The sequence below is a fragment of the Micromonospora phytophila genome (assembly GCF_023656545.1).
Classification (GTDB): domain Bacteria; phylum Actinomycetota; class Actinomycetes; order Mycobacteriales; family Micromonosporaceae; genus Micromonospora; species Micromonospora phytophila.
Genome location: NZ_JAMOKF010000022.1, coordinates 1 through 19,142 on the forward strand (window position 1 = coordinate 1; position 19,142 = coordinate 19,142).

13 protein-coding genes and 1 pseudogene are annotated in these 19,142 nt (G+C 71.7%); 7 read left to right on the forward strand and 7 right to left on the reverse strand.

Annotated features, from left to right (window positions below; all coding sequences use genetic code 11):
* Together NCC78_RS05720 and NCC78_RS05725 are read left to right on the forward strand one after the other, a co-directional pair.
* Positions 1-2,384, forward strand: a 2,384-nt coding sequence (locus tag NCC78_RS05720; protein WP_250792103.1) for a transglycosylase domain-containing protein, incomplete at its 5' end; no start/stop codon positions are given.
* A gap of 118 nt (positions 2,385-2,502) precedes the next feature.
* Positions 2,503-4,008, forward strand: a complete 1,506-nt coding sequence (locus NCC78_RS05725; RefSeq protein ID WP_250792106.1) for a glycosyltransferase family 87 protein — start codon at positions 2,503-2,505, stop codon at positions 4,006-4,008.
* Between the two features lie 119 nt (positions 4,009-4,127).
* Here the strand turns inward: NCC78_RS05725 and NCC78_RS05730 are convergent, their stop codons facing one another.
* Both NCC78_RS05730 and NCC78_RS05735 read right to left on the reverse strand, forming a co-directional pair.
* The gene (locus NCC78_RS05730) at positions 4,128-6,491 is read right to left on the reverse strand and encodes a hypothetical protein (protein ID WP_250792108.1); all 2,364 of its coding nucleotides are present in this window, start codon (positions 6,489-6,491) and stop codon (positions 4,128-4,130) included.
* The gene (locus NCC78_RS05735; RefSeq protein WP_250792110.1) at positions 6,488-7,279 is read right to left on the reverse strand and encodes a deoxyribonuclease IV; all 792 of its coding nucleotides are present in this window, start codon (positions 7,277-7,279) and stop codon (positions 6,488-6,490) included. The genes NCC78_RS05730 and NCC78_RS05735 overlap by 4 nt, the downstream gene beginning before the upstream one ends.
* Before the next feature lie 644 nt (positions 7,280-7,923).
* Between NCC78_RS05735 and rpsF the strand changes: the two genes are divergently transcribed.
* The 4 genes from rpsF to rplI all read left to right on the forward strand — a co-directional run bounded on the left by rpsF (position 7,924) and on the right by rplI (position 9,580).
* The gene (gene rpsF, locus NCC78_RS05740; RefSeq protein WP_074315517.1) at positions 7,924-8,214 is read left to right on the forward strand and encodes a 30S ribosomal protein S6; all 291 of its coding nucleotides are present in this window, start codon (positions 7,924-7,926) and stop codon (positions 8,212-8,214) included.
* An 81-nt stretch (positions 8,215-8,295) separates the two neighbouring features.
* Complete coding sequence (locus NCC78_RS05745) at positions 8,296-8,838, forward strand: single-stranded DNA-binding protein (protein ID WP_250792113.1); 543 nt, start codon at positions 8,296-8,298, stop codon at positions 8,836-8,838.
* Between the two features lie 41 nt (positions 8,839-8,879).
* Complete coding sequence (gene rpsR, locus NCC78_RS05750; RefSeq protein ID WP_007073789.1) at positions 8,880-9,119, forward strand: 30S ribosomal protein S18; 240 nt, start codon at positions 8,880-8,882, stop codon at positions 9,117-9,119.
* Positions 9,120-9,133: 14 nt separating this feature from the next.
* Positions 9,134-9,580: a 50S ribosomal protein L9 gene (rplI, locus tag NCC78_RS05755; protein WP_250792115.1), complete on the forward strand. Its 447-nt coding sequence runs from the start codon at positions 9,134-9,136 to the stop codon at positions 9,578-9,580.
* 208 nt (positions 9,581-9,788) lie between these two features.
* Here rplI and NCC78_RS05760 read toward each other — a convergent pair whose 3' ends face one another.
* Positions 9,789-11,333, reverse strand: a complete 1,545-nt coding sequence (locus NCC78_RS05760) for a hypothetical protein (RefSeq protein ID WP_250792117.1) — start codon at positions 11,331-11,333, stop codon at positions 9,789-9,791.
* A gap of 528 nt (positions 11,334-11,861) precedes the next feature.
* Here NCC78_RS05760 and NCC78_RS05765 point away from each other — a divergent pair.
* Complete coding sequence (locus tag NCC78_RS05765; RefSeq protein WP_372495067.1) at positions 11,862-15,917, forward strand: replicative DNA helicase; 4,056 nt, start codon at positions 11,862-11,864, stop codon at positions 15,915-15,917.
* A gap of 27 nt (positions 15,918-15,944) precedes the next feature.
* On the opposite strand, the gene NCC78_RS05770 is transcribed toward NCC78_RS05765, so the two are convergent.
* The 4 genes and pseudogenes from NCC78_RS05770 to NCC78_RS05785 all read right to left on the reverse strand — a co-directional run.
* A complete protein-coding gene (locus tag NCC78_RS05770; protein WP_250792121.1) occupies positions 15,945-16,619 on the reverse strand; it encodes a maleylpyruvate isomerase N-terminal domain-containing protein in 675 nt (224 codons plus the stop codon).
* A gap of 125 nt (positions 16,620-16,744) precedes the next feature.
* Positions 16,745-17,161: a TFIIB-type zinc ribbon-containing protein gene (locus NCC78_RS05775; protein ID WP_250792123.1), complete on the reverse strand. Its 417-nt coding sequence runs from the start codon at positions 17,159-17,161 to the stop codon at positions 16,745-16,747.
* Between the two features lie 19 nt (positions 17,162-17,180).
* Positions 17,181-17,813, reverse strand: a complete 633-nt coding sequence (locus NCC78_RS05780; protein ID WP_250792147.1) for a phosphoribosyltransferase — start codon at positions 17,811-17,813, stop codon at positions 17,181-17,183.
* Between the two features lie 3 nt (positions 17,814-17,816).
* Positions 17,817-19,124: pseudogene (locus NCC78_RS05785) on the reverse strand (glycosyltransferase 87 family protein); the annotation flags it as partial.
* Positions 19,125-19,142: the final 18 nt, after the last annotated feature.

The window sequence follows — 19,142 nt, forward strand, 5'->3', positions numbered from 1 at the left end:
TCGCCGGCCGGGCCTCGGCCCGGGCGAGCGTCTCCCCGGTCTCCGGCGGCCCGGGTGGCCCCGGCGGGCCGGGTGGTCCGACCGGTCCCGGGCGCGGTGGCCGCGGCGCGGGTGACCCCGCCGCGTCGGCCCGGGCGAAGAAGCGCAAGCGGATGAACCTGCTGATCGCCGGTTTCGCCGTCTTCATCATGCTCGCCGGAATGGGCGTCGTGGGCTTCACCTACTACTCGACCAACGTGGTGCTCCCCACCGAGGTCCCGCTGCCGCTCTCCACCACCGTCTACGCCAGCAACCAAAAGGACATCGTGGCGAAGCTCGGCAACGAGAACCGCACCTTCGTCACGATCAACGACATCCCGCAGCACGTGCGGGACGCGGTGGCCGCGGCCGAGGACCGGAACTTCTACGAGCACTCCGGCGTCGACTACAAGGGCATCGCCCGGGCCGCCTGGAACAACCTCTCCGGCGGCGACAAGCAGGGCGCCTCGACCATCACCCAGCAGTACGCCCGCAACGCCTACGAGAACCTGAAGGACGACAGCTACGCCCGGAAGGTGAAGGAGGCGATCCTCGCCTCCAAGCTGAACGACAAGTACACCAAAGACGAGATCATGCAGCACTACCTGAACGTGATCTACTTCGGTCGGGGCGCGTACGGCATCGAGGCGGCGGCGCAGACCTACTTCGGCATTCCCGCGAAGAAGCTGACGCCGGCCCAGGGCGCGGTGCTCGCCGCAGTCATCAAGCAGCCGGTTCCGAGCGAAACCCACAAGGGGTACGACCCGGCGGTCAACCTCCCCGACGCCAAGTCCCGGTGGGACTACGTCATCGGCGGCATGGTCGAGAAGGGCTGGCTGAACGCCCCCAACCGACCCGCGGCTCCCACCGAGTACCCGAAGGTCAAGCCGCAGAGCAAGGACGGCAACGGGTTCGGCGTCAAGAGCCCGCGCGGCAACGTCATCAACTACGTCCGCCAGGAGCTGGAGCAGTGGGGACTCTGCTCCGACTCCGGCGCCCCCGGCAAGCCGAGCTGCGTCGACGAGCTGCGCGACGGTGGTTACAAGATCACGACCACCATCGACGGGAAGATGCAGAAGGCGCTGGAGGAGGCCGCCCAGCCGGACCGGAAGGGTTCGGTGCTCTACGGGCAGCCGAAGAACCTGATGGCGGCGGCGGTCTCCATCGAGCCGAAGTCCGGCCGGGTGCTTGCCTACTACGGCGGTGACAGCGGCGCCGACTTCGACTACGCCGGGAAGAACACCAACTCCAACGGCGACATCGTCGGCGGTCACCCGCCGGGCTCGTCGTTCAAGGTCTACACCCTGGCGGCGGCCATCGAGGCGGGCATCTCGGTCAAGTCGCGCTGGGACGCCACCCCGTTCAAGCCGGAGGGCTTCAAGGACGAGGTGCAGAACGCGGGCCGCGACGCCATCTGCAAAAAGGCCTGCACGCTGGAGGAGTCGACCATCCGGTCGTACAACGTGCCGTTCTTCCACGTCACCGAGAAGATCGGTGCCGACAAGGTGGTCGCCATGGCCCGGCAGGCCGGCGTGAGCACGATGTGGACGGTCGACCCGCCCAAGCCGTTCGACCTGGTCAAGGAGAAGCCGGAGAACCTGGCCCCGAGCAAGTTCGACCGGGTCGTCGGCTACGGCCAGTACCCGATCACCGTGCTCGACCACGCCAACGGGCTGGCCACCCTCGCCAACCACGGCACCTACAACAAGGCCCACTTCGTCGTCAAGGTCGAGAAGCAGAACACGACCACCGGCAAGTGGGAGAAGGTCCCGGGCACCGGCCCGAAGCTCAAGCCGCAGCCGCGGATCAAGAAGGAGGTCGCCGACGAGGTGACCGCAGTGCTGAAGGAGATCCCGGAGAAGAACAACGCCGGCCTGGACGGCGGGCGGGACGCCGCCGGCAAGACCGGTACCTGGGAGTACAACGGCACCCCGCGCAACGCCCACGCCTGGATGGTGGGCTACGACGAGAACGTCGCCACTGCGGTGTGGGTCGGCAGCCGAGACCCGAAGAAGCCGGCGATCGTCGACAAGAACAAGAAGGACATCGGCGGTAGCAGCTTCCCGGCCGAGCTCTGGAAGCGCTACATGGACGACGCGCTGAAGGGCAAGGACAAGTCGGACCTGCCCAGCATCAGCGGCATCGGCGACGACAAGGCCGGCAACGGCGAGGAGCTGCCGCCACCGCCGCCACCGAACCAGCCGAACTGCGGGCCGCTGGACCTCTTCTGCCAGACCAACCCGGGCGGCAACGGCAACGGCAACGGCAACGGCGGCCCGACGGACCCGACCACCCCGACCGACCCGCGGCCGGGCGGGGACGGCGGCGGGCTGCTGCCCAGCATCACGCCGCGAACAGAGGACTGACCGCACCAACGCCGCCGGCGGCCGGACGTACCTGTCCGGCCGCCGGCGGCGTTTCGCGTACCGACTCGTCGGGTCGGAACGGGACGCGGAGCCTGGATGTACGGCAGGATGCACCCTCATGAGCACGCAGTCGACGCGAGGCATCGACGACGCCGGTGCCCCCGACCACCCGTCCCGGTCCGACGGCTTCGTCCGGGGCGTCTCCAGCGTGATCGGCGGGCCGCTGGGCGACCACGCCGTCGCGCTGGACCGACCGGCCGGGCGGGAACGCCGGTTCTGGACCGCGGCCCGGATCGTCCTGGCCATGGTCTGCCTGACCCTGGCGCTGCACTGGGTGCAGAAGTCGCCCTGCCAGGACGGCGCCTGGCAGAACAACGTGCAGTACACCCGGTTCTGCTACACCGACGTGCTGGCGCTCTACTACGCCGAGCGGCTCAACGAGGGTGCGGTTCCCTACCAGGACCACCCCGTCGAGTACCCGGTGCTCACCGGTTACTTCATGGGCGCGCTCGGCCTGCCGGTGCACGCGCTCGGCGAGGGCGACCCCGGGCTCAACCAGGGGATGTGGTTCTACAACCTCAACGCCCTGGTGCTCGGCGCGCTCGCGGTGGCCACCGTGGCGGTGATCCTCGCCCTGCGCCGCCGACGACCCTGGGACGCCGCACTCTTCGCGCTGGCGCCCGCGCTGCTGCTCACCGCCACGGTCAACTGGGACCTGCTCGCCATCGGGCTGGCCGCGTTCGGGCTGCTGGCCTGGGCCCGGCGCAGACCCGTCGTGGCCGGTGTCCTGCTCGGCCTCGCCGGGGCGGCCAAGATGTGGCCGCTGTTCGTCCTCGGCCCGATCCTCGTGCTCGCGCTGCGCGCCGGGCGGCTCCGCGCCGCGCTCGCCGCCGTCGGGGCGGCCCTGGTGTCCCTGGTCGCGGTGAACCTGCCGGTGGCGCTGCCGTACTGGGAGAACTGGGACCGCTTCTTCGAACTCAACAGCACCCGGCCGATCGACTGGGGCACCCTCTGGTACATCGGGCGCTACCTGGACGGGAAGATCGGCAGCGCCAACCCCGCCGACCTCGGGCCCTTCGAGTGGCTCAACGCCAACATCCCCGCCCTGAACACCCTGTCGTACGCCCTCTTCGGGCTGGCCTGCCTCGGGGTGGCCGCGCTGGCGTTGCTGGCGCCGCGCCGGCCCCGCCTCGCCCAGCTCGCGTTCCTGGTGGTGGCGGCGTTCCTGATCTTCAGCAAGGTCTGGTCGCAGCAGTTCGTGCTCTGGCTGCTGCCGCTGGTCGTGCTCGCGCGCCCGAAGTGGGGTGCGTTCCTGGCCTGGCAGTTGGCCGAGGTCTGCTACTTCGTGGCCTTCTACGGCGAGCTGCTCGGCGCCGCGACCAGCCGTCCGGTCTTCCCGGAGGGCGTCTTCGTGCTGGCCGCGACGCTGCGCCTGACCACCGTGGTGGTGCTCTGCGTGCTGGTCGTGCGGGAGATCCTGCGCCCGGAGCTGGACCCGGTGCGGTCCACCTACCCCGACGACCCCGACGGTGGGGTCCTGGACGCCGCACCGGACGCCCCCTGGCTGGACCGATGGCGACATCGGCAGGCGGCCCCGGCTGAGCCGACGCCCGCCACCACCTAGCCGCGCAAGTCCGAGACGGCCTGGTGCAGTCAGGGTTTGCGGGGAGCCCAACCGGCGCAGGGATCAAGCCTGACCGCCCGGAGCCGGTTGGGCTCCCCGCAAACCCGCACCAGCCGGCCTCAGAGCCGGTAGACCACTGCCTCGCCGATCTCCTCGCGGGCGATGCCGAGCCCGTCGACCGGCGCGTTCACGGTCACCTCCCACGGCGTGCCGGCGAGTTGGTTGCGCATCAGCAGCACGTTGCGGACGCCCAGGGTGCGCAGGTAGTCGACGCTGGTCTGGTCGGGGAAGGCCATCGCCACCCGGCGCACGTCGTCGAGCTGGCGCGGGGTGAAACCGCTGCCCCCGTTGACGATGTCCTGGAACCTCGTGGTCGACCAGAGCATCACCGGCTGGTCCAGGTTCTGGCCGCTCGGCAGCACCAGCAGCGGGCCGTCCACGGTGCGCATCGCGGCGGGCTGGGCCGGCACCACCGGGTGCGGCGTGCTGTTCCACCCCTCGCCGATCACCAGCAGCAGCGGCAGCAGGGTGGCCGCCCGCAGCCACGGGCTCGGCCACGAGGGGACGCGTTCGGCGGAGATTTCGCGTACCCGGGCGGAGAACGCGCTGACCGCGCCCGCCGCGAGCAGCCCGAGCAGCAGCGTCGTCCAGAGCATCAGCCGGCCCGGGGTGCGCAGGCCGCTCCACCCCGGCAGGTGCTCGAAGAGCGGCACGTAGGTGAGGGCGCCGCCGAAGAACCGGGCGCCCATGGCGAGCACCATGGTCCCCACCACCCCGGCGAGCAGCAGCAGCCGGTGGCGCAGCTTCCACACCGAGAAGAAGAGCCCACCCGCGGCGAGCGCGTAGAGCACGAAGCCGGGCAGCAGGGTCATCTCGGGGTGCCAGGGCAGCGCCGCCCGCGCCCCCTCGTGCAGCTCGCCCCAGACCCGGGACTCCGCGGGCGCGGTGACGAAGCCACTCGCCGGCGGCGAGAAGAGGGCGATGTCGCCGATGGTCCGCTCCGCGTACGGGTGCAACTGCGTGACCTTGAAGTACGGGACGGCCAGCAGCGCGCCGACACCGGCGAAGAGCGCCCCGCCGACCAGGTCCGCGACGAACAGCTTGCGCCCGAACGGACGCTTGACCGCCCAGAACCAGGTACGGCGGACGTACCAGGTGACGGCGGCCGCGAGCACGGTGGCGCCGAGGAAGTACGCGAACGGCAGCCCGATGCCGAAGCCGAGGCTGAGCTGCCAGGCCGCCACCAGCCAACCGGCGTAGACCCAGCCCACGCGTCGGCGTTCCGGACGGTAGCCGTGCCGCAACGACCAGCCGTGCCCCCGGGCCAGCATCGCCAGCGCCAGCGGGATGCCGCCGTTGGAGACCACGTGCAGGTGCCCGGCCTGGGCCAGCAGCCAGGGCGCGTAGGTGTAGCTCGCCCCGGCCACCGCGGCGCCGATCCGGCCCGCGCCGAGCTGCCGCGCCAACGCGTACGCCCCGAGCGTGGCGAGCGCGTGGGCCAGCACGAACATGATGTTGTAGCGGAGCACGGCGGCCTCGGGGCCGGTGCCGATCATGCCCGCCGGGGCGTACCCGAGGAGGGTGTCGGAGAAGGCGAAGCTCCAGCTCTCCGGGTAGAAGGCGTTGGACTGCCAGAGCTGGCCGGGGTTGGTCAGCAGGATGTGCCCGGACCAGGCCATCTGCCAGGCCTGCAGGGTCGGGTCCCAGTAGTCCTGGGGCAGCGTGTGCAGCGGGTAGCGCAGGGTGGGCCAGGTCAGCAGGACGGCCAGCGCCAGCGCGCCGACCGTCGCCAGCGTCCACTCGTGAATCAGCAGGCGGCCGACCGCCCGGACGACGCGCCGGGGTCGGGACGGCACCGGCGCGGGGGCGGGGGCGAAGGACGCCCACGGGTCCGACTCGCTGTCCTCGCCCTTGTCGCCGGTGGTCTTGTCGGTCCGGCCCTTTCCGGCGGCCTGGTCCTTGTCGCCGGTGGTCTTGTCGGTCCGGCCCTTCTCGGCGGCCAGGTCCTCGCCGGCGGCGGTCTGGCCGCTCGCCGTCCCGGCCTTCTCCGTCCCCACCTCGGTGGTCTCGCCACCCGTGGCGCCGGTGGCGACGGTCTCGGCCCTGCCTCCGGTGGCCTCGCTGGCGGTGGTGCGGACGGCGCCCTTCTCGTGGGGGCTACCGGCCGTGCCGGAGGTGCCGGCCTGCTCGCCGGTCGGGCCGCCGGAGGTGCCGGCCTGCTCCCCCTGCCCGGACGGGCCGCCGGAGGTGCCGGTCGTCGCGCCGGGCGCGGGCCCGTCGCCCGTACCGCTCGTCGCCGGCTGATCGGTGGCCTTCGCGCCCGTGGGGGCTGAGGGGCTGGTGTGGGCGGCAGGCCTGGCGTCGCCGCCGGTGGGCGTGGCGGACACGTCGGTGGGTCCGCCGGTGGGCGTGGCGGCCGAGGCGATGGGTGCGCCGGGCGCGGTGGGACGGGTTCCGCCGGTCGCGGACTGGTCGGTCGTCATGCCGCCGGGGCCTCCGCGCCGAGCTGGTCACGCAGGAAGGCGATGTCGGCGCCCTGGCCGTCCACCCCGCCGGGGGTCTCGACGATCACCGGCGCCCCGGCCGCGCGGATCACCGCCACCACCAGCTCGGGGTCGATCGTGCCGCCGCCGAGGTTGTCGTGCCGGTCCTGACCGGAACCGAACGCGCCCTTGGAGTTGTTGGCGTGCACCAGGTCGATCCGCCCGGTGATGGCCTTGACCCGGTCGACCAGGCCGAGCAGCTCCTCGCCGCCGGCGTGGGCGTGACAGGTGTCCAGACAGAAGCCGACCTCGTAGTCGCCGACGGCGTCCCAGAGCCGGGCCAGCGCATCGAGCCGCCGGGCGCAGGCGTTATCGCCGCCGGCGGTGTTCTCGATCAGGACCGGCAGGTCGAAGCCGCCCGAGTCCGCCGCGTACGCAAAGGTCTTGCGCCAGTTGTCGAACCCGACCGCCAGGTCGTCGCCGGCGTTGACGTGCCCCCCGTGCACGATCAGTCCCTTGGCGCCGATCGCGGCGGCGGCCTGCGCGTGCCCGAGCAGGAGTTTTCGGCTGGGGATCCGGATCCGGTTGTTCAGGGTGGCGACGTTGACGACGTACGGCGCGTGCACGTAGAGGTCGATGTCCGCGGCCCGCAGCCGGTCCGCGTCGTCGCGGGGCTTCGGGGCCTTCCAGCCCTGCGGGTCGGAGAGGAAGAACTGCGCGGCCTCGGCCGCTCGGGCGGTCGCCTCCGCCAGCGGGTCGGTCGAATCGACGTGGGCTCCGATACGCATGCAGGGGAGCCTACGTCGCGTCCCCGACAGCCGGGGTGACGGCGGCGGGGAGTCGGACCGGCCCGCGCGTCACCGGAGGCGTCGGCGGTCGTTGATGCCAGTGGGATCGACGGTCAGCTTTCCCGAGGTGGGCCGCCGCGCAGGCGGCGCCGGCCGGGGTGACCGGCTCGACCGGAAAAACGGGGCACCCCCGTCGTGCGGCCCGGCACGGCGGGGGCCCGCCCGGGGGCGGTGCCCGACGGGTCGTCCAGAAGATTGTCGGAGAATTTTACCATTTCCCCCGACAAGGGACGAGAGCCGTTGTAACGTCAGGTAACAACACGATAAAGCTCCGCGGGGCGTCTCCGGTCCAACCTCATCGGTGTGGTCGTTCCTCCCCAGGTCCCACCCAAGGAATGCGGACGGGACGCCCCGCGGCCCCGTGGCACGGGGGCTCGCACTCGACACCGACGTCGAGGCGGGCCCCCGTTGCCGCGTCCCCGGGCGGGCGGTGTCCGACCTCCCCGGGGATGATCGTCCGGACCAGGTATCCTGGTCCGGTTGTCCGCGTCCGGACGGGTTCCCCCGCCCCGGAGCGGGCACGACGCACGACCTCCTGCCACGGAAGGACCGTGGCCGCTTAGCCCACAGGAGGTGAGCACGTCTTGCGTCACTACGAAGTCATGGTGATCCTCGATCCCAGCCTCGAGGAGCGCACCGTCGCCCCGTCGCTCGACACGTACCTGAACGTGATCCGGACCGCGGGTGGCTCGGTCGAGAAGACCGATGTGTGGGGCCGCCGGCGCCTCGCGTACGAGATCAACAAGAAGGCCGAGGGCATCTACGCCGTCGTCGACCTGCAGGCGACGCCTGCGGCGGTGGCCGAGCTGGACCGTCAGCTGCGACTCAACGAGTCCGTGCTGCGCACCAAGGTCATCCGGCCGGAGATGCGCTAAGCATTCAATCCCGGTTCGCCCGGATCAGCCTCATCGGCTCTGTCGTACGGCTCTGAGAGCCTGTACCGCGGAGATTGATGAGTGCGCGAGGAGATGGTCATGGCAGGAGACACCACCATCACGGTCATCGGCAACCTGACCGATGACCCCGAGTTGCGGTTCACCCCCTCCGGTGCCGCCGTTGCCAAGTTCCGGGTCGCTTCGACGCCCCGGTTCATGGACAAGGCGTCCGGCGAGTGGAAGGACGGCGAGCCGCTCTTCCTGGCGTGCACGGTGTGGCGTCAGGCCGCCGAGCACGTCGCCGAGTCGCTCCAGCGGGGCGCCCGCGTGATCGTGTCGGGCCGGCTGCGCCAGCGGTCCTACGAGACCCGCGAGGGCGAGAAGCGCACCGTCATCGAGCTCGAGGTCGACGAGATCGGCCCGTCGCTGCGCTACGCCACGGCGAAGGTGCAGAAGATGTCCCGCTCCGGTGGCGGTGGCAGTGGCGGCGGCTTCGGTTCTGGTTCCGGTGGCGGTGGTGGCCAGGGCGGCGGAGGCAACTTCGACGACCCGTGGGCTTCGGCCGCACCGTCTCCCGCGCGTGCCGGTTCGGGCGGCAACTTTGACGAGGAGCCTCCGTTCTAATGGCGCCGAGCGCCCGCGATCGCAAACCAGGAGCAAGAGCAATGGCGAAGGCTGCGGCACTGCGCAAGCCGAAGAAGAAGGTGAACCCGCTCGACAAGGACGGGATCACCTATATCGATTACAAGGACACCGCCCTGCTGCGCAAGTTCATCTCCGACCGCGGCAAGATCCGCGCTCGGCGGGTGACCGGCGTCACCTCGCAGCAGCAGCGGCAGATCGCCCGTGCGGTCAAGAACGCCCGTGAGATGGCGCTCCTGCCGTACACCGCCACGGCCCGCTGAGAGGAGGCACCGATATGAAGATCATCCTGACTCAGGAGGTGTCCGGCCTCGGTGCCCCGGGCGACATCGTCGAGGTCAAGAACGGCTACGGCCGTAACTACCTGCTGCCGCAGGGCTTCGCGATCGCCTGGACCAAGGGTGCGGAGAAGCAGGTCACGGTCATCAAGCGGGCCCGCTCGGCCCGGGAGATCCGCGACCTCGGCCACGCCAACGAGGTCAAGGGCCAGCTGGAGGGCCTCAAGGTCAACCTGAAGGCCCGCGCCGGTGACGGTGGTCGGCTCTTCGGCTCGGTCACCTCGGCCGAGATCGTCGACGCCGTCAAGGCGGCCGGCGGCCCGACGCTCGACCGCCGCCGGCTCGAGGTGCCCGGTCACATCAAGTCGACCGGCTCCTACCCGGTGCGCATCAAGCTGCACCCCGAGGTGACCGCCACGTTCGACCTCACCGTCGTTCAGGGCTGACACCCACCAGCACCACGGCAGGGCCCGCACCGACCGGTGCGGGCCCTGCCTTTTCCACCGGTCGTCGAGCCCGATGCGACGTTGGAGTCGGCGCGGCGTCGACCCCTGATGGGCGTCAAGCCTGTTGGGGCGTCCGGACCTGGCGGGGCGCCGAGCAGGCCACCGGCCCCGACGCCGCGCGGCGGTGGAACCGGGATGACGGCCGGCGTCAGCCGATCGGCTGGCCGGTGACCGCGCTGATCATCACCGTGGAGAGGCCGCCGCCGACCACGGCGGCGGCCAGCGCCACGGTGGCCGAACGCCACGTCGTCCCGACCCGGCGCAACAGCAACGCCACGATCAGGCTGCTCGCCAGCGCCAGCCCGAACCGCGGCATGCCGGACGCCAGCGAACCCAGCGCCCGCGCGCGCGGTGAGTCGCAGCCACCGCCGCTGATGTCGGTCACGCAGCCCGCCGGGGCCTGACCGTCCAGGGTCAGCAACCAGACGAAGACCAGCGCGGCCGGCACCAGGTAGCAGGCCGCGGTGTAGAGCAGCGGTCGCCACGGCCCGCCCGGGTCCGGATCGAGCAGGTCGTCCTCGAGACGGCGGGCCCACGTCCCCGACCCGACCGACTCGATCCGCCGCCGTACGGACCCCATGGCCGCCCCACCAGGGGGGACGGCCGGCTCCGCCGCCCGACGTCGCGGCGCGGTGCGCGGCCGAGGCGCGGTGTACGACACCACCGGGGACCGGGGGGCCGACGCCGGCGCGTCCATCCACCGGGGATCGTCGCCCGCCAGGCGGGTGCCCGACCAGAACCCGTCGTCCCGGGCGTCCTGCCTCGGCCAGGGCCATCCCTCGGCGGTGGCGCCGCTGGAGCCGGGCGACCCGGTCCGGTCCCACCCGGCATCGTCGGAGTACCGGTCCCACTGGCCGGTGCTGTCGGGCCGCTGCCACTGACCGGTCTGGTCCCATTGGCCCGTGTCGTCCGCCTGGCTCGACAGCCCCGACCGTTCCCACCGGTCGACGTCACCCGGCGAGCGCCAGGCGTGCATCCCCGAGGCGTCCCACGGGTCGACGGCGGGGCTGTCGGCGTACTCCTCGGGCTCGGTGGTGCGTGCCCCGCGGTCCCACGGATCGGCGGCCGGCGGGGGTTCCGCCGCCCGTGGACCGCGGCGGGTGAGGCGTTCGGAGCCCCACGTCGGCGTCGGCTGGGCAGCGTCGTCGGTCTCCTCCAGGCCGGACCAGACCACCTGGGGGCGGCGGGACGGGGAGCGGCGGGGACGGCTCTGCGGGGCCACGCCGGAGACCGGATCGTCGTCGGCCCGCCGGCGACCCGCGTACCCCTGCTCCTGCGGGCGGTCGAACGTCCACTCCCGGGTGTGGTCCGACTCGGGGGCCGCGCCGATCGCCGGGACCTCACGCCAACTCGCCTCGCTGACCCGCCGCCAACTGCTCGTGGTCTCGGTGGTCTGCCAGCCGGCCCCCGAACGGGGGCGTTCGACGTCGTCGTCCTCGTCGTCGGGGGCCGCGTGCCGGCCGCCGCCGTCCGCGCTGCGTACGCCCGACTCCAGCGCCCAGCGCGGCAGGTAGCTGTCGACCGGCTCCTGCTGGCCGCGCTCGACGGCGCGCCGACGGCTCGGCGTCCGGTAGCGCTCGATGTCGGAGCCGTAGGAGTCGACGGGGGACGGGTCGGCGGGATCGTGCCAGGGAGCGATCGACTGTCGCTCGCGCGGCCCGTCCTCTCCGCGTCCCCAGTCCCGGTAACTCACGGCCGGAGCGTGACCCTTCTCAACCGAAAGTGCAATCCGCTGTCCAGGTGTAGCCGTTTGCTGGAGATAGTACGGGACGATCGACCCCACAGTCCGACCGAAAACTTCTCCTCCACAGGGTGGGGATTGCGTTTCCGCAGCTCAGAGCGGTGAAGCGAAGAATTCCCCAGGCGTTGTCCACATCCTGTGCACACCCTGCGCACAGCTGGTCCACCGGCGTCCACAGGTTGTCCCGAGGCTCGTCCACCGGCGTTGTTGAGTCGCTGACCTCGGGTTCCGTATGGTTGGCCCCCGACCGGCCGCGCGATGACCCCCGATCGACCGGCAGGTCGAGGTTGTCGTACCCCGCCGGTAGAGCTGGAACTGGATCCGACGCAGTGGAGGGGGGGACCGGTGTCGGTCACCGACGACATGCGGGCGGAGTCACGCGCGGGCGGCGGGCAGTCGTCCCCGCCGGCGCAGCGCGACGGCCACTTCGACAAGACCCCGCCCCAGGACGTGGCCGCCGAGCAGTGCGTCCTCGGCGGCATGCTGCTCTCCAAGGACGCCATCGCCGACGTCGTCGAGATCCTCAAGACCAACGACTTCTACCGGCCGGTGCACGCCACCATCTTCGACATCATCCTGGAGATCTACGGCCGGGGTGAGCCGGCCGACTCGATCACCGTGGCGGCGGCGCTGGCCGACTCCGGCGACCTCGTCCGGGTCGGGGGTGCCCCCTACCTGCACACGCTGATCGCGAGCGTGCCGACCGCCGCGAACGCCGCCTACTACGCCCGGATCGTCAGCGAGCGCGCGGTGCTCCGACGGCTGGTCGAGGCCGGCACCAAGATCGTGCAACTGGGCTACGGCACCGGCCCCGGCGGCACCCGCGACGTCGACGACGTGGTCGACCTGGCGCAGCAGGCGGTCTACGACGTCACGGAGCGCCGGGTCAGTGAGGACTTCGCGGTCCTGGCCGACATGCTCCAGCCGACCCTCGACGAGATCGAGGCGGTGGGCGCCCACGGCGGCATGATGACCGGTGTGCCCACCGGCTTCACCGACCTGGACCGCCTGCTCAACGGCCTGCACCCGGGGCAGCTGATCATCGTGGCGGGCCGGCCGGGCCTCGGAAAGGCGCTCGCGCTGGACACCCCGCTTCCCACGCCGACGGGCTGGACCACGATGGGGGACGTCAAGGTCGGCGACGAGTTGCTGGGCGCTGACGGTCTGCCCACGAGGGTCACCGCCGCGTTCGAGGTGCGGCACGACCGGCCGTGCTACGAGGTCGAGTTCTCCGACGGTTCGGTGATTGTCGCCGACGGCGAACACCTGTGGAAGACCACTACGCGGGCAAGTCGCCGCGCTGCCCCTGCCCGCCGGCGCAACCACTGGTCTTCCGAGGCCACCGAACGGCTGCATCAGGCAGCCGCAGACGCGGCTCCCGACGACGATGTCACGATCGCGGAGTTGGCCGCCGTGCTCGGTCCGGAGTTCACGCACACCGCCCACCGGGTGGCGTGCGACATCGCCGACGAGTCGTCCGTCGTCATGCGCAGGCGCCCGCGTGTGCGGCCGGCCAGGGCCTATCCGGCCCGCCGCCTCTACCGCCGCCTGTTGGATCGCGTCGAGCAGTGGTCGGACAGCTTGACGGCGGCAGAGTTGCCGGACGTGGTGACGACGGAGCAGATACGAGCAACCCTGCGCACGAACACGGCTGACCGGCGGCTCAATCATGCGGTCGAGAACGCCGCCGCCCTCTGCCTCCCGGAACGGGATCTCCCGCTTGCGCCGTACACGCTTGGCGTCTGGCTCGGCGACGGCCACACGGCGGAAGGAAGGGTCACCACCGTCGACCCGGAGATCCTGGCCGGGATCGAGTCCGACGGCTTCGAGGTCCGACCTTCGGGGCCGATGGTCTACACCATTCGTCCGCCGCGGCTGCCCGCGCTCCTTGACCGTGAATGCGTCGTCTGCCACGCAATCTTCACGCCTCGCAGCCCGGCGGTCCACACCTGTGGCAGGTCGTGCGGGGGCCGGTCGAAGGGGCTCGTCCCTGCGGCGCAGCGCGAAGGTTGCGCTCACTGCGGGAGGGTGGGCGCCGGCGCCTGGAGCGCAAGTCGCAGGTGCCGTGACTGCCACAACCGGTACGGCTCCCTCCGCGGCTACCTGCGCGCGGCGGGGGTGTTGGGCAACAAGCACATCCCGACCGCGTACCTGCGGGCCTCGGAGGTGCAGCGGCGAGCGCTGCTGGCCGGGCTGCTCGACACCGACGGCACCGTGACCATCAGCGGGAACGTGCAGTTCACCACGACGTCCCCCCGCCTCGCCGAAGACGTGCACGAACTGGTCGTCAGTCTCGGGTACCGCTGCTCGGTTGCTCGAAAGAGCGTCAAGGGACGCACCGCGGAAAGCTCGATCGCCTTCAACGTGAACTTCACGGCCAGGGATGAGGTCTTCCGCCTGCCTCGCAAGCGGGAGGCACACCGGCTGCGGCGCCGTAGCGAAAGCAACTCCCGGACGGACAGCCGTTTCATCGTCGACGTCCGACCGGTTCCGAGCGTGCCGGTCCGGTGCGTCACGGTGGACAATTCCGAGCATCTCTACCTCGCGGGTCGCGCGATGATCCCGACACACAACAGCACCGCGAGCATGGACTTCGCCCGCAACGCGGCCATCCGGGCCAACCAGGCGGCGGCGATCTTCTCGCTGGAAATGAGCAAGGTCGAGATCGTCATGCGACTGCTCTCGGCCGAGGCCCGCGTGCCGCTGCACGTCCTGCGGAGCGGGCAGCTCTCCGACGACGACTGGACCAAGCTGGCCCGCTGCATGGGCGAGATCAGCGAGGCGCCGCTCTTCGTCGACGACACCCCGAGCATGAACCTGATGGAGATCCGGGCCAAGGCCCGCCGGCTCAAGCAGCGGCACGACCTGAAGATGATCGTGGTCGACTATCTCCAGCTGATGACCTCGCCCAAGCGCACCGAGAGCCGCCAGCAGGAGGTCGCCGACCTCTCCCGTGGCCTCAAGCTGCTGGCCAAGGAGGTCGAGTGCCCGGTGATCGCGGTGAGTCAGCTGAACCGTGGCCCCGAGCAGCGTACGGACAAGCGCCCGCAGCTGTCCGATCTGCGGGAGTCCGGTTGCCTGACGGCGGAGACTCGACTCATCAGGGCCGACAACAACTCGGAGGTGACCCTCGGCGAACTTCTCGCATCAGGGGCAAGGGACGTTCCGGTGTGGGCTCTCGACGAGAGCCTGCGCTACACGCCGCGCACCATGACGCACGTCTTTTCCAGCGGCAACCGGGAGGTCTTCCGGGTGACGCTGTCGTCGGGTAAGCAGGTCGACGCGACGGCTAACCATCCCTTCCTCACGTTCGCCGGATGGGTACCACTCGGTGATCTTGAGCCGGGAACCCGTCTCGCCACACCCAGGCACCTGCCGCCTCCCCTCGCCATCCGGCCGTGGGCTGAGCCGGAGGTCGTGCTGCTGGCGCATCTGCTGGGCGACGGTTCCTTCGTGCGACGCCAGCCGATCCGCTACGCCAGTTGTGACGAGCAGAATCTGCAGGCTGTCTCCGAGGCCGCCAAGCATTTCGGCATCAACGCCATTCGTGACGAGTACGAAGCGGCACGAGTGACGACTCTTCGGCTGCCTGCTCCCTACCGGCTGGCTCGCGGGCGCCGCAACCCTATCGCCGAGTGGTTGGACAACCTGGGTCTGTTCGGGCTGAGGTCACACGAGAAGTTTGTTCCGCCGTCGGTGTTCAATATGCCGAAGGAGCAGATAACGCTCTTCATCAGACATCTGTGGGCAACAGACGGTTCGGTGTGTGTCAACAAGTCCGGTCGCGGGGGGCGTGTCTACTATTCGTCCACGAGCCGGCGGATGCTTGAGGACATCTCCCGTCTCCTGCTCAGGTACGGCATCACGGCCCGCCTGAAGGTCGTCCCGGTGGCAGGTCATCGGCCGCAGTACACGCTCGACATCTCGGGTCGCGACGACCAACTGCGCTTCGTTCGTGAGATCGGCGTGCATGGGGAGAGGTCGCGCGCCTGCGCGGAACTGCTGGCCTCGCTCGAGTCGATGCAGAGCAACACCAACGTCGACACCGTGCCCAGAGAGGTGTGGAGCAGGGTCCGGGAGATCCTCACTGAGCAGCGCAGGAGTCATCGTGAGTTCGCGGCGGCGATCGGCACCCAGTTTTGCGGCAGCGCGCTGTGGAAGCATGCCCCCAGCCGATCCCGGCTCGCGAAGGTAGCTTCGGTGCTCGATGCTGCCGACCTCGACCTGCATGCCACCAATGACATCTTCTGGGATGAGATCGTGTCGATCGAGTCTCTCGGTGAGCGGGATGTCTTCGACGCGACTGTGTTGGGTACGCACAATTTCATCGCCAACGGCGTGGCGGTCCACAACTCGATCGAGCAGGATGCCGACGTGGTGATCCTGCTGCACCGCGACGACTACTACGACAAGGAGTCGCCGCGCGCGGGCGAGGCGGACTTCATCATCGCCAAGCACCGGAACGGCCCGACCGACACGGTGACGGTGGCGGCACAGCTCCACCTGTCGCGGTTCGTGGACATGGCCATCGTCTGACGGCCGCTGCGGCGATGTCGGCGCGGGTCAGCCCAGCAGCGGGAACCAGCCGGCGACCTCGCCGAGTTCGAGGTTGTCCCGGTCGGTGAGCGGGATCCGCCCGGTTGCCTTGAGCAGGTACTCGTGGTCGTCCCAGCCGGCCGGGCGGACCGCGTCGTCGCTGAGCAGGCCGTCCATGGTGGCGACGGCGACGGCGACGGCGAGTTGCCCCGGCAGGGGCGCGTCGGGCAGGTCGGGCACCAGGTCCAGATGGTGCACGACCGCCTCGGTGGTCAGGGTGGCGAGCAGGTCCGGCACCCGCAGCACGTGGCCCTGGGTGGTGACGCAGCCGGCCGGGTCCGCGCGCCCGGCGGCGCGTACGGCGGCCGGGGCGGTGTCGGCCCAGAGCCGCACCACGCTGCTCGGGCGGTCGAAGGCGGCGGCGGAGCGGCGGGCCCACCAGGCGTGCCGCGCACCGTCCCCGCTGCCGGGGAACGAGCGCCAGTAGCTGACGTCGTCGACGTCGGGCGGGCCGTCGGCGGGGCTGGCCAGCGCGACCAGCGCCCGCTGGGCGTCGCAGAGCAGGTGGAACACCAGGTCCGCGACGACCCAGCCGCGGCACCGGGTGGGTCGTTGCAGGTCGGCGTCGTCGAGGTCGGCGACGACCCGGGTGATCCCGTCGTACGCCTGCGCCAGCGCGATGTGCTGCCCGATCGGCGTCATGGATCGCAGCGTCGCACGGCGGACCGGGTTCGGCACGGCGAGCGGGTCGATCACGGGCGGCGGCGCGGGCGCGGTCCGGGACACGGCGACCGGGCCGGCCTGCGCCGGCCCGGTCGGCGGGGTGCTCAGCCGAACATCTCGTCCAGGAAGCTCTTCTGCTTCTTGCGCTTGTAGTGGCCGTGGTAGCCGTGGTGCTGCTGCTGCTGCTGCCCGTGCCCGTACGCGGGGGCCGGCGGGTAGCCGTGGGCCGGCGGCGGCGGCGGGACGGCGCCGTAGCCCGGCTGGTGGGGGGCGGGTGCGGGCGGCGGGGGCGGCGGCGGGTAGCCGCCCTGCTGGGCCGGGTAGCCGCCCTGCTGGGCGGGCTGGGCCGGGGGCACCGCGCCCTGCTGGCGGTTCCAGTTGGCCTCCGCCTCGAACAGTTTCTCCAGTTCACCGCGGTCGAGGAAGATTCCCCGGCACTCCCCGCACTGGTCGATGACGACGCCGCTGCGCTCGTACTGGCGCATTTCTCCGTGGCACTTGGGACAGGTGAGGCTCATCACCCGACGGTACCCGGTCGGCTCACGCCGTCGCGGTCAGCGCCTGCGTCACCTCGTCGTCGGATACCTCGTGGAAGTCGTCGTAGTAGGCGCTCACCGCCATGAACTCCGGCGGGTGCTGCGCGCAGATCACCTGGTCGGCCTCGGCGGCGAGCATCTCGTACGCGTCCTGGGAGCCGACCGGCACGGCGACGACGACGCGGCGGGCGCCGAGGTGGCGGGCGACCTGGACGGCGGCGCGGGCGGTGGCGCCGGTCGCGAGCCCGTCGTCGACGATCACGGCGGTGCGCCCGGCCAGGTCCAGCGGTGGTCGGCCGGCCCGGTAGAGCCGTTCGCGCCGTTCCAGCTCGGCCTGCTCGCGGCGGTTGACCTCGGCGATGTCGTCGGGGCTGAGCCGGCTGGCCACCACGTCGTTGAGCACCTGCACCCCGCCCGGCCCGAGCGCGCCGAAGGCCACCTCGCGGGCGAACGGCATGCCGAGCTTGCGCACCACCAGTACGTCCAGCGGCGCGCCGAGGCGTTCGGCGACCACGCGGGCCACCGGTACGCCGCCGCGTACCAGGCCGAGCACGATGACGTCCGGTTCGCCGATCAGGGCGGTGAGCCGGTCCGCGAGCGTCCGACCCGCCTCTTCCCGGTCGCGGTAGGTGGTCATGTCCTCAGGTCTACGCCGTGTCGCGGCTCTCTGCCCGGCAGTTCGCGGAACCGGGTCGTGCAGGGCGGGCGCCCAGACCAGGAGGGCGAGCGGGTAGAGGAGGTAACCGAACCGGGTGGAGGGCATCAACAGGATCGCGGCGAGCAGCCCGTACCCGCAGATCAGCGCGGCGGCGACGGCGGTGCGGGGCGGGCGGCGGGCGAGCCGGACGGCGATGGCCAGCCCGGCCGCGACCAGCAGCGCGGCGGCGACCGCCCGGCCGGCCGGCAGCGCGGTGGCGATGAGGTGCCCGGGAAACGGCGACTGCGCGGGGCTCGTCACCAGGCCGTGGCCGAGCGGGAAGCGGAGCACGTTCTCGACGAGGGCGTCGGAGTCGACGAGCAGGACCGGGAGCAGGGCGGCGACCGGCAGCCCGACGGCCCCGGCACCGACCCGCAGGCCGGCCCGTCGGGTGGCCCCCCAGATGATCAGCACGAGGGCGACCGGCCAGGCGAAGAGCTTCAACGCCCCGGCCAGCCCGACGGCGATGCCGGCGCGGCCCGGCCGTCCGGCGGCGGCGAGGGCCAGCGCGAGCAGGCAGAGCGCGAGTACGGGCAGGTCGTCGCCGCCGGTGGCCAGGGTGAGCGCGCAGACCGGCAGCACGGTGGCGGCCTGCACCCCCCGCAGCGCGGCGCCGGTCCGGTCCGGGCCACCGGCCCCGGCCCGCCGGGTCAGCGTGCGGACGGCCAGGGCGAGGGCCAGCGCGGTGCCGACCGCGAACCAGACCCGGGCGTCGGTCCACCAGGCGTCCGCCGCCGCCCTGGGCAGCCCGAACAGCGCCATACCCGGCTGGTACGGGGTGTAACCGAGCAGTTGCTCGGCCGGCGGCAGGGCGGCGATCGCGTCGTGCCCGAGGTACGGCGTGCCGGTGTCGAGCAGCCGCCGCCCGGACTCCTCGACGACCAGCACCTCCTCCTGCGCCCGGTCGGTACGCCCACCGGCCCGCTCGACGCTCTGCGACACGAGCGGCAGCAGTGCGGTGTTGAGCCAGGCGAACCCGGTGACCGCCCAGCGCGCCGGCGGGCCGGTCAGCGGGGAGCCGGGGTCGCGCCGGCGCAGCAGGAGTTGACCGGCGGCGGCGAGGGCGGCGAGGAGGTAGCCGACGGCGGCGACGCCTCCCCAGGCCCGGTGCGGCGCCAGGGTGGAGGTGACGGCGGTGATCGCGGCGAACGCGGCCGACGCGGCGTAGAGGCCGAGGTCGAGGGCGAGACCGCCGGCGGCGGAGTCGAGGGCCCGCCAGCCGCGGCGGCGGGCGGTCGGGGCGGCGGTCACGCGCGCCAGTCTGGCAGA

Bases quoted from the DNA above. Each gene is read 5' to 3' on its own strand.
- NCC78_RS05725 (WP_250792106.1), top strand. From the start codon at position 2,503: ATGAGCACGCAGTCGACGCGAGGCATCGACGACGCCGGTGCCCCCGAC.
- NCC78_RS05730 (WP_250792108.1), bottom strand. From the start codon at position 6,491: ATGACGACCGACCAGTCCGCGACCGGCGGAACCCGTCCCACCGCGCCC.
- NCC78_RS05735 (WP_250792110.1), bottom strand. From the start codon at position 7,279: ATGCGTATCGGAGCCCACGTCGATTCGACCGACCCGCTGGCGGAGGCG.
- rpsR (WP_007073789.1), top strand. From the start codon at position 8,880: ATGGCGAAGGCTGCGGCACTGCGCAAGCCGAAGAAGAAGGTGAACCCG.
- rplI (WP_250792115.1), top strand. From the start codon at position 9,134: ATGAAGATCATCCTGACTCAGGAGGTGTCCGGCCTCGGTGCCCCGGGC.
- NCC78_RS05765 (WP_372495067.1), top strand. From the start codon at position 11,862: ATGCTGCTCTCCAAGGACGCCATCGCCGACGTCGTCGAGATCCTCAAG.
- NCC78_RS05770 (WP_250792121.1), bottom strand. From the start codon at position 16,619: ATGACGCCGATCGGGCAGCACATCGCGCTGGCGCAGGCGTACGACGGG.
- NCC78_RS05780 (WP_250792147.1), bottom strand. From the start codon at position 17,813: ATGACCACCTACCGCGACCGGGAAGAGGCGGGTCGGACGCTCGCGGAC.